General features: G+C 55.6%; 13 protein-coding genes. 2 read left to right on the top strand and 11 right to left on the bottom strand.

All coding sequences use genetic code 11. The features are described from left to right. Positions 1 to 8: 8 nt before the first annotated feature. From AWB67_RS32625 to AWB67_RS32585, 8 genes are all read right to left on the bottom strand, one after another. Positions 9 to 860 (bottom strand): hypothetical protein, encoded by an 852-nt coding sequence (locus AWB67_RS32625; protein WP_087660169.1) that lies wholly within the window; start codon positions 858 to 860, stop codon positions 9 to 11. A 7-nt stretch (positions 861 to 867) separates the two neighbouring features. After that, positions 868 to 1245 carry a hypothetical protein gene (locus tag AWB67_RS32620; RefSeq protein WP_062642882.1) on the bottom strand — a complete coding sequence of 126 codons (378 nt, stop codon included), beginning with the start codon at positions 1243 to 1245 and terminating at the stop codon, positions 868 to 870. A gap of 7 nt (positions 1246 to 1252) precedes the next feature. Next, complete coding sequence (locus AWB67_RS32615; RefSeq protein ID WP_125477785.1) at positions 1253 to 1696, bottom strand: hypothetical protein; 444 nt, start codon at positions 1694 to 1696, stop codon at positions 1253 to 1255. Between the two features lie 18 nt (positions 1697 to 1714). Then, on the bottom strand, positions 1715 to 2467 hold the full coding sequence (locus AWB67_RS32610; RefSeq protein ID WP_062642878.1) for a hypothetical protein: 753 nt from the start codon (positions 2465 to 2467) through the stop codon (positions 1715 to 1717). Between the two features lie 13 nt (positions 2468 to 2480). Next, positions 2481 to 2867: a hypothetical protein gene (locus AWB67_RS41055; RefSeq protein ID WP_159965052.1), complete on the bottom strand. Its 387-nt coding sequence runs from the start codon at positions 2865 to 2867 to the stop codon at positions 2481 to 2483. A gap of 673 nt (positions 2868 to 3540) precedes the next feature. Beyond that, entirely contained in the window at positions 3541 to 3861 is a 321-nt protein-coding gene (locus AWB67_RS32595; protein WP_062642870.1) for a type II toxin-antitoxin system PemK/MazF family toxin, read from the bottom strand. Beyond that, positions 3855 to 4103 carry an AbrB/MazE/SpoVT family DNA-binding domain-containing protein gene (locus AWB67_RS32590; RefSeq protein ID WP_062642868.1) on the bottom strand — a complete coding sequence of 83 codons (249 nt, stop codon included), beginning with the start codon at positions 4101 to 4103 and terminating at the stop codon, positions 3855 to 3857. Before AWB67_RS32590 ends, AWB67_RS32595 begins: the two co-directional genes overlap by 7 nt. 87 nt (positions 4104 to 4190) lie before the next feature. Continuing rightward, entirely contained in the window at positions 4191 to 4478 is a 288-nt protein-coding gene (locus AWB67_RS32585; protein WP_062642866.1) for a tyrosine-type recombinase/integrase, read from the bottom strand. Between the two features lie 88 nt (positions 4479 to 4566). On the opposite strand from AWB67_RS32585, the gene AWB67_RS32580 reads away from it, so the two are divergent. Then, complete coding sequence (locus tag AWB67_RS32580; protein ID WP_062642864.1) at positions 4567 to 4770, top strand: hypothetical protein; 204 nt, start codon at positions 4567 to 4569, stop codon at positions 4768 to 4770. Between the two features lie 194 nt (positions 4771 to 4964). Here AWB67_RS32580 and AWB67_RS32575 read toward each other — a convergent pair whose 3' ends face one another. Continuing rightward, complete coding sequence (locus AWB67_RS32575; protein WP_087660167.1) at positions 4965 to 5255, bottom strand: hypothetical protein; 291 nt, start codon at positions 5253 to 5255, stop codon at positions 4965 to 4967. A gap of 576 nt (positions 5256 to 5831) precedes the next feature. On the opposite strand from AWB67_RS32575, the gene AWB67_RS32570 reads away from it, so the two are divergent. Next, positions 5832 to 6092: a transcriptional regulator gene (locus AWB67_RS32570; protein ID WP_087660166.1), complete on the top strand. Its 261-nt coding sequence runs from the start codon at positions 5832 to 5834 to the stop codon at positions 6090 to 6092. Between the two features lie 391 nt (positions 6093 to 6483). Here the strand turns inward: AWB67_RS32570 and AWB67_RS32565 are convergent, their stop codons facing one another. Together AWB67_RS32565 and AWB67_RS32560 are read right to left on the bottom strand one after the other, a co-directional pair. Then, positions 6484 to 8814 (bottom strand): hypothetical protein, encoded by a 2331-nt coding sequence (locus tag AWB67_RS32565; RefSeq protein WP_087660165.1) that lies wholly within the window; start codon positions 8812 to 8814, stop codon positions 6484 to 6486. After that, entirely contained in the window at positions 8814 to 9329 is a 516-nt protein-coding gene (locus AWB67_RS32560) for a hypothetical protein (protein WP_087660164.1), read from the bottom strand. Before AWB67_RS32560 ends, AWB67_RS32565 begins: the two co-directional genes overlap by 1 nt. Positions 9330 to 9617: the final 288 nt, after the last annotated feature.

The raw sequence follows: 9617 nt of genomic DNA, 5'->3' as shown, positions 1-9617 counted from the left end.
GAAGCCCGTCACGCAGCCACCATGAAAGAGGCCGCCTGAGTTGCAAACCCGTGTTCAGACAATCCGAGCCGGTACACGGCGCGCTCACAGACCGCTGTCCGCGCAAGCACGGCACGGCGAACCTGTTGGTCCCTCTTGACTTCAGAACGCATTACGGGACGACGCTCGGCTCCATCGCTGCCAACGTCCAATGAATGTCCGACCGGGCAGTCATCGTAGGTGTCATCGACATGACTCTCCCTCGAAATCGGTGCCACAGGCACCTTTGCCAAGTCGACGACGCCCGGCCAATTCCAGAGTGCATCCGCGACCTCATGGGCGCGCGGCCAGCGGTCGTCCTGTAACCAGATAGTCGGACTGGATCCGTTCATGGCGTGATTCTTCGACGTTCGACCAAGGAGGCCCGCCGTGATTAAACCGGCGCTCACATCGCGTTGGCTGCGCCATATAGGCGCGAGTTCCTCGCGGGGAATTAGCGCGGCGTACATAATTTCGGTACCGTCGCGCTGTACGAAGAGGTGATGCGTATTGCCCTCCGCTCGGTCACGCTCGACCACGAAGGCGAGCGTGTCATCCCAGCTATCATTGATCAATCTCGCGCGTAATTGCGCCGCCGAATATTTGCCGTTGTTTATCCGCTTGCCCGACCGGCGCCAGCACAAACGAACGCGCATTTGCAGATCCGTACCATCAGGGCCTTGTACCCGCACGAACTGTGAGATCGCCGTGCCCGTCTGCGCACGCCGATCGATCAAAACGCGGTAGCCGCGCTCCGAGAGGAATGGAGCGATGGCATTACGGGTAACCGCTTCCTCGGCTAAGCTTTCTGAGCTACGAAATTGGCGTGGTGTTTCGCTCATTGTTTTCCTATGCTAGCCAGCTACCGATTATCTGCAGGACGGTTCCGCAGACGATCAACCAAAATCCCGTTCGCATGTTGAAGAAGAGGACGTTGCCCACTTGCGTGCGAATCGGCGTATCGGGATTATCGATAATCTGCCGCGTGATGTACGAAGGCGGACCGTACGGATACTTCGTCTCGTCGCTGTAATGATCTATCACTTTCGTGAACAACCCGCTGATCTCGAGCTGGACGACGCCCGCCAAAGCAGTAACAAGCCCTGCGGTAGACGCCCATCGCCCCTGAGAAGCGTTGCCGACGTACCAAGCGTCGACCGCAGCCACCGCGCAGCCGATTGCCACCAACAGCAAGAACAAGAATACAGGTCGCTCCAAGCGCTTCATCGTTTTCCTAGTCGTGGCCGAACTTTACGGTCGCGTCATACATGTTGACCAAGGACGGAAAGCCGCCGCTTCCGCAGATTTGCACCTGAACGTAATACGGTTTGCCGACGCGGATAAAGTTGTTAGCCTGTGATCGTGCGGCGTTTGACAGATCGCTGATGTTCGTCGGAACGGACCACTGGTTCCCGAAGTGGTCGGTAAAGCGGAAACTTTCGATCGACCCACCGCTGGACGAAAACTGTATTCCTTCGACTTTGACGAGCCCAATGAATTGCTCACAGCCGTCTCCCGGTTTGTTCAACAGGTCCGTCATGTTTACCAGCCCGGAAACGATTGCTTCCGGAGGACGGTTGGGCAGCATGCGATATCTGTAAATCACGTCCCCCGCATAGACTTCGAACGTTGAGCACAGCAGCGCCATGCCCGCGACTATCCTTCCTATCTTGTTCATGTCCTGTTTTCCGATCTGTCACACACGGCGAGGCAACTTCACCCCGTACCTTTGTTCCCATTCGAAGTCGGGATACTGGACGCCATCAAGCACGAGGTTGCTGAAGGCGAGAAGCGCATCACCGACATCGCAAGATTGCACGCGATCAGAATGCAGCGAGGGTGCGAGACCTGCCTGGCTTCGGTAGATATGCTCAGAAAACGCGCACTGAGTCGCGAGGAACGGCCAAAACCAATCGCTAGATGGATCGCCGTGCGCGTCTCCGAGCGACTTCCTCAACGCATTGAAGATGTTCATGCCGGCCCAAACGATGCGGTAACGATAGACGACAGCATTCCACTTCTCGTCGCGACTCCGATCGGCGCCAATTCCGTGCAGAAACTCGGCCAGCTTCCGACAGCGCAGCGACAACAGGTCGAGATGCTCTTTTAGCTCGCCGGAAATGCCCAAAATTCCCCGGAGACCTGACGGATCGACAGCAGGCGCAGGGTCCAAAACAAGAACCTGAAGGTCGGCGGCTTCCAAGACGTAACCGGCAAGCACGTTCCGATTTGCAAGGATCGGGTCGGGCGAGGCTAGGATTTCCATCGACTTCTCGATCCATCCCTTCGCTTGTTGCTCTTTGAAATCCGGCGTTAGACCCTGCGTCGCGTACAAGTTGTTCGTCCAAGCGTCGCGGACGGCAATCGAAGCAACGATGAGGGCCGTTGGTTGAGACGTAACGACATTGGGAAGTTTTGGCGAAAAGGCATCACGAAGTTTCTTGAGCATCGCGTTTTCCGAGCTATTTGCTGTCCGATGCCAGGCGCGGAATCTCGTGTGCCTCGACCTCGTTCAGTCTGGCGTTGCCGCTCGACTGTAAAGCTGCACGTACTTGCGCCAGTTCGCCTCGCAGCGCTTCTATGTCCCGCTTGTAATGCTCAGCGATTTCCCGCCAGGCTTCCTCCTTCCCTGCCTGGCGAGCCGCTTCTATGGGATCGGAGTCCGCATTTGCTTTGCTTGCAGCCGCAGCGGCGTCGGCCTTTCGCTTCGCTTGTTCAGCCCGTTCCCGTTGAAGATCAGTTACGAATTTCGTTATCCGGTCTACCGCGAGCTTTAGCAGGTCTTTGAGCGCGTCTTCGATGATGGGTCGAAGAAGTTTCCACACCATCTTGAGAAGTTCTGATCGCATCTTCAGCAGCCTTGTGAGTTATCCAGAACCTTTGGCTCTGTCGGTTTTCCGTGATGTCCAGACTGGGCAGACTGCATGTCGGCAATTTGCTTTCGCAAAGCTTCAACCATTGCGGGGCCATTTTGTAGTGGTGGCCGGACTTGCACTGCCACACGTCGCTTTCGGACTCAGCCCTCGCGAGCCGTTCCTGCAAGCGTTCGAGATCTCCTGCTGTCATATTGTTTTCCTATCTGTCCGTGGGGTACACGAGGCACAACATAGGCTTGCGACCGGCAACGTGCATTCGGATATAAATTTTCCTGCCCTTCAGGGCTTTCGGGCCCCAACCATAATGGTCTTCGTCGCAAAAGCTTAATGTGTAGGTCGAGTATGCTTCGATTTTAATGTCGCTTACGTCGTGATCGGGCGACCGTAATCCGTCGAACGTCCTGAACGGCCAACACCCGGCGCCGTACACCAGCTCCCAATAGGAAAGTATGAAGGCTCGGCCGGACAGGTTCCGAATTGAAATACTGTGGCCGATACTCTCATCGCTCGTGAAGTTATGGCCGATCTCGATTCGATGCCGGTCTCTCCAGATCTCCCAAATTTTGACGCCAGCAAGCAAAGTCGAAAGAATTGCGCCCCAAGCACCTAGGATCACCGATAACGTTATATCGTGCATGCGGTTTTCCTATTCCGCGAACACGTCCTGCAACGTCCGCAGGGTGTCCAACATCGTTTTATCGGCAATCGCGCCTTCTTTCTTTACCAGTCGCACCTTGTCTACCGCGCGAATCTGATCCAGCAGGATCAACCCTTGTTTCCGCTTGAACGTCACCGGTATGCGAAACGGCGCAGGGCGGCCCTTGGAAGTCATCGGCGCGACGATGACCGTTCGCAGATGGTCGTGCATTTCCGGGGGTGATACTACGACACAGGGTCGCGTCTTTTGAATCTCGCTTCCTAGCGTCGGATCGAGCGCTACGAGCCAGACTTCGCCGCGAACTACCATGCAAGCTCCGAATCGTCGGCGTTCCCAAATTCACCCATCACCAGCGCGTCGTCGCCGCTCTCGGCAAGCGCCTTGCTCGCCTCAGCCCAACCTTCGCGAGCCTTTTGGCGTGGACGACGCAGCACAATCGCGCCGTTTTCGACTTCCATTTCCACTTCGTTCTCCAAGCCCAATTGAGCAAGGACGGGCTTCGGAATCAGCACGCCCTGCGAATTACCCATCCTGCGAATCGTCGTTTTCATGATTTCACCGTATTTACAATGTTATCCCATAACACAAGGCGCGTCAACACAATGTTATTACATTGCCCGCTGCGTGTCACCACTCGATTACAGGCCATCGAGGATTGCGGCGAGCGCCGCTTTCATGTCGGCGGCGGACACTTCGAGATACGGGGCCACGTGGTCGAGGTGCGAATGACCGAGCAGCAATTGCACCGTGTCAAGGGAATGGCCCTGCGCTACCAGACGGCTCGCGAACGTCCTGCGCCCGCTGTGGCTACTGTGTCCAGCACCGAGACCAGCGGCACGGTACCAATCATAAAGACGGCCGCTTGCGCCGGGCGCATCGTCGCGACGATAGCTGATGAAGATGTGGTCGCGATCTGCGGGCGTCATTGATAAGCCTTTTCCACGCGTTGGCGCGGTGTGTACGGCAAGTGTCGGTAATGATGCAACCCACTCATTCTATGAAAAAACGCTGCGTGTGAACTCGCCCCAGAACTCTCACGTTGCAGCCGACGCGGCCCACCGACTGACGCGGCTCGTCGAGCAGTTCGGCGGCGATTACGCGCTGCCGGATATCGGCGCGGAACTGGCGAACTGCCCGAGCAGGAACGCGGCGGCGCACGGCGAACGCTGCGACGTGCACTTTCCCGGTCTCCCGGCGATATTGGATGGCACCGATTAGTTGCGTTGATACACCTGTCACACGAATCTCTTGCGCGCGTAGTCGTGTAAGAAAACTCCCGCCTGCCTTCGAGCATCAAAGCCGGCGCGCCTCGCGCGCGTCATGGGTTTGTTTGCGTCGACACAACGATACGAAGCCATCTATCGAATCGGTCTCGGCGGCGCTGCCTGAGTGTTTGAGCCGCCTTTACTCGATCAGCCCATTCGTCTTAGGATAAGGTCAGCTATTAGAGCTTCGATTTTTTCGCGTTCCGTTTCTGTCGCATCCCGATCAGAACCGGTCATTTCGTTGATCTCGTTGAGCCGTTGCTGAAGCATCTCAATGTCCTCTGCCGCGAACTCCGGTCGCCAGTGAGCTGCCAGATTGTTGTCGAGGGACTTTCCTTCGAGAAAGGACGGGGCCGGATTTTCTGCAAAAAACTTGTTCCACCTGTCTTCTTCCTCAAAAAACTTTCTCAGCTTGTCGTTCGCGCTTTTCGGAATCATGTGCATGCCTCGTGTGCCGGCCAGTTCCGGCACAACGATTCTATTCGGTCAGACGGCGGCTATGGCGCGCGCCATCACTCGCTGAAGCTGCATAAGCGACCACTCGCCGCCGCGTGCTGCCCGATGCGGTCGGCATACGTCGGCCGCCATACGTCGGCGGCCGTGCGTCGAAGGCGTCATCTAGAGCGAGTTGACGACTTTATTTCGCGTCCAGCAAACTCACACTGAGTAAGGCTCGTCACGCTATCGGGGCGCACGAAGTCCCGAGTTGACAACTTTATAGTCGCAAGGTTGACATCTTTAATGCGTTCTACGATCGGCGAAAGGGCGAAAGCGGCCGCCGAGCGCGCAATAGGTTCAGTTGAAAAAGAGATGGATGCCATCGAGGCGAGTGAGGAGTGGAATGCCGCGATGGAGTCGGAAATTATGAAAGGGCTCAAGCGGCAGGGCACGCGGGGCCGATTACGAAGTTACCCTCATCGCTGCCGCGCGTGCGCTTTCTAAGCTTGAGCGCAAGTCGCGGCCCATCGAGACACGGCGCCGCGATATTTCCAATGGACACATGGGAGCCTGAAGATGCGACTGATGGAACCGGATGAACACAAGGAGTTTCTCGCGTCTTTGGAGCGCATTGGTCAGGCAAGAGATGATTTCAGTCTTCAGGAGACGGATACAACCGATCCTAAAGGCGACGAGAATTTCGGTCTGCAGGGGTATGTCATCGTTACCAGACTATCGACGAGGGTGGCGAAGGAATACACAATCGGCGACGGAAGCGACTGGCTAGAGCATTTCACGAAAGATCTCGAAGCGGGCGCTTTCGATAGACTGGAATGAAATCCCGCAGGCCATTGGAACGAAGGCGACAAATGGCTGCCTTGGCGTGCGGACTATCGGCTTACACTTTGCCCGGCGCCCGCGCTTCAATTGAATAGCCGTAAGTCCTCCTACTGTCTGTCGCCGATCAGCGGTACCCGACCCAAAACGGCCACTCGAGTTCGACCGTTTGAATGTCTCGCGACAGCCGAATCGACACTCGGATTAGTCTCTCAAGCGGCGGCGAGCCGCTATAATGCCTAGAATGCCGGAGCTATTCTGACATTGCCTGTCACATTATAGAGCGGGTTGCTCTCCGTCTTCCTGCTGCCTGGGATCCTCTTGGTTTCGTCGCATCGCTCGCACGGTCCGGCAGGCGATCGACGCCGCCGATCTTTCGCCAGGTCAGTAGTTATTTGCTCATTGAAGTATCAACGGACTTTGCAGCGTCTATCGCTTTTTTTCGATCTTCCAACGCCATTTCATAAGTGGCAAGCTCTGTTGCGAGTTGGTCTCCAATCCGAAGCAGTTCGTAAAACGCCGCCGGAAATCTGAGGGTTCCATCAGCTAACTGAGAAGGACTCGGAAATGGCAGATCGATGTCCTTCAAAGTCCAATGCCACTCACTGTGTTCTGCATTCCAGCGAGGCTTTCCGCCACCAGGTAACTCATTTCCTAGAAGTGCTAAGAGTGTCGCCTCATCTCCGACCGAATTCGCGTGTTCCAGAACGAAACCGTAAGAGATCGCTCGAACATTTTTCGCTCTAGCATGACTGGATATAAGAGACGCTCCGACGTTATAACGCAATACGCCGTTTTGCTTTAGTATGTCGATAACAGCCGTCCGCATCTGGTCGCCTGACGCAGGGTCACAGCGTGTTAGTAGCTGTCGGCATCTTCCTTCGAGAAACGCTGGCCAATTGGTAAGTGCTGCAGCCCCCACCTCAATCATCGGGCCCCCGAAAAGCACTTGCATCTGCTCGATCGAAAGCTCGGTGGCTGTCAGGGCATCCTGAACGACGAGTTTCCCTGTATTCTCCGACCACTTAGAGAACGCGTAGAAATGGTGCAGACCCGCAGCGTAACTGCCTAGCCTGGCGACGGCGGCCGGGTTATAAAGACGCCCGAATCGCAGGAACATCTCGGCACTGGCACTCGACATTCTCGGTATAGCCTCCGTAAGGGAGGATGACGTATCGCGTACGCTGAGATAAGTCGTCTTGCTTTCCGGCAGAAAATTGTTATTCACGAATGCCCGCACTAGCCCCCATTGTTTGCTGAGCGATATGTTCGGTGTTGCGAGTTGATTACTGTTGCTTGGATTCTCATCCGGCAACTGGATGGCGGCGTTTAAGTCTTCACTACGTGAGAAGACCGTCAGCATCCCCGTTAAGCACGACTGGAGTTGTCCATCTCGTAGCATTTCGGATATCTGTCGAGCGTTAAAACTATAGAGCGGCCAGAAGTACTCCACTGTTCCGAACGAACCGTGACTACCGGCTTCGTGGACCACCAAGTCGGCACGTAGCTCAGTAGCGTTCCTTAGCCACGTATGGCAGCTGTTTGTACCCCCTGCGGCTTGAAAAGCCGCTGCACTTTGGAGCTCATGAATCATCAAACTTATCGCCCCGAGCTGCTGCATGACTTCCGCGTGATAAGCATCGATCTTTGCATCGATTTGCCTCAGCGATGTTAAAACCTCCGCCGATGGGTCCGTCGTAGCTTGGCCGAACAGCGAGATGGCGTTCGTAAAAGTCGGAATGATGCTTAAAGGGTCGCCGGCCAAGACAAGAAGCCAACTCTGCATGAAACGAGATGCTTTCGCCGCCTTAGAGGCTGCGGCCGCAGCGCGGTCATCCCCAACTAGCTGGAAACCGGTTGACATGGCGTCTAACTGATTCGCCGATTCCCTAAAGTAAGCCGATGTTGTAGTTCTAGTTTGCACAGCCCTCTGGACATTGTTAAGAGGAGTAAGTTGCATGTCCGTAGCGAGCTGCGAAGTATCCTGCTTCAACGCGGCCCGTAGATCAGCGCGTCGTGCCCGTGCCTTCTCCCGCTCATCTCTTCCTCGCAGGGCATGACCATACTTCTTCAAAGCAGCGTCGAGCCGACGCACCTCCTCGGCCGTTGCAGCACTAAGCGCCGCAGTGTCGTCAAGCGCTCGCGCCAAGAAGCCCAAAGCAGCGTTCTGTAATTGGTTCTGGATTGGGCCGGGCAAATCTTGAAAATCTCCGCGATTGTCCCTAAGCAGGTTAGAGACGTACGCAGTCGCCGCAGGCGCGTTTATCTTGTCCCCATTAAGCAGCCGTTGTCGGGCTTGTTCCCTCGTCAAACCGCCTATTGGCTCTCCTTTTGCCCACGCCTGGCTTAATGAAGTTTGAATGTAGTCAATGAAAGTTCGATCGTAAAATGACTGGACGTTTTGCCACACTTTGTCGTCGGCGTCCTCCACCATCCCTCCGACGATCGGGATCATTCCAGCTGCCTTGGCGCTTGTGTAGGTCGTAACGCGGAGGGTCGCCGCAGCATTGCTAGATTTCCATGCAGCTTGCTTTGCCGCATCAATATGTTGCTGCATAGCGTTGAGCGCAACCGATCGATCTGCAGCTGCAGAGAACGCGTCCGTCTGGACCCTAGCGGCTTGCTCCCGAAGACCGTAGACCGTTTTCTGCTCCTCAGCGCGGACCGACGGTATGAAGACTGCGGCGGCACTAACGGCGGCTAGGACAGAACGCATAGTCATCACTGACTCGGTTTCACGGCCCTAAGTGCTGCAAGTTCAGAACTCAATTCGGCTATCAATCGATCCTGAGTTGCGAGTCTCTCCATCATAGATTTATCGATTGCGTCAAGTTGTTTCGAGATCACTGCCATCATTTCGACGTACTTCGTCGTCGGCAACTCTATACAAAGCGCGCCCTGCGCGGCGAGCTTATCGCAGCCCTCTTTATCTACAAACCGCGCAAACGCAGTCTGATATGAATCATTTGGGTACCCTCTACTTTGTACCTTGCCGCTTACCACGATAGCGACGCGCAGAGTGCTGTTCGCAAGTAGGCGCTTACTTGCCTCTCCGTCGGATGCTTTGATCGGCGTCGCGTTCCACAACACACGCCACGATCCAATGGAAACCCAACCGCGCGCGTCAACCTGTCCATTAGGGAGGGAAGCGTCCGACCCATATGTCTGCCCTTGGGCACCGTCGAAGAATACGAGCAACGAAAAAGTGCATAGCATTATCTGAATGGGTTTGACCATGTTGTCTTCCTGCCTGACAGAAAGATGTCGGCGATCGCCGAGTTATGTTTCGATGCGCGACGGCGCAAGCAAGATGTGCCAGCCAACCGTCCGACTCGCACAACTGAATAGAGGATAGCGAACAGTTTCTTGTATGTGGTCGGTGTTTACCCGGTTAACCCACGCTGTTAACCCACGCACACCGCGGCGGTTGTTGTCTCTTACCCGCGTTGTGAACCGCCTCCGATTTTTCTGGACACGATTTTGGGGTAAAACGTGTTTCTGGAAACGGAGTTGAACATGCTGAAG

The sequence above is a fragment of the Caballeronia terrestris genome, assembly GCF_001544515.1.
Lineage (GTDB): Bacteria > Pseudomonadota > Gammaproteobacteria > Burkholderiales > Burkholderiaceae > Caballeronia > Caballeronia terrestris.
Note: the sequence above shows the minus strand (reverse complement) of the source record. Positions and strands in the feature narration are given on the sequence as shown.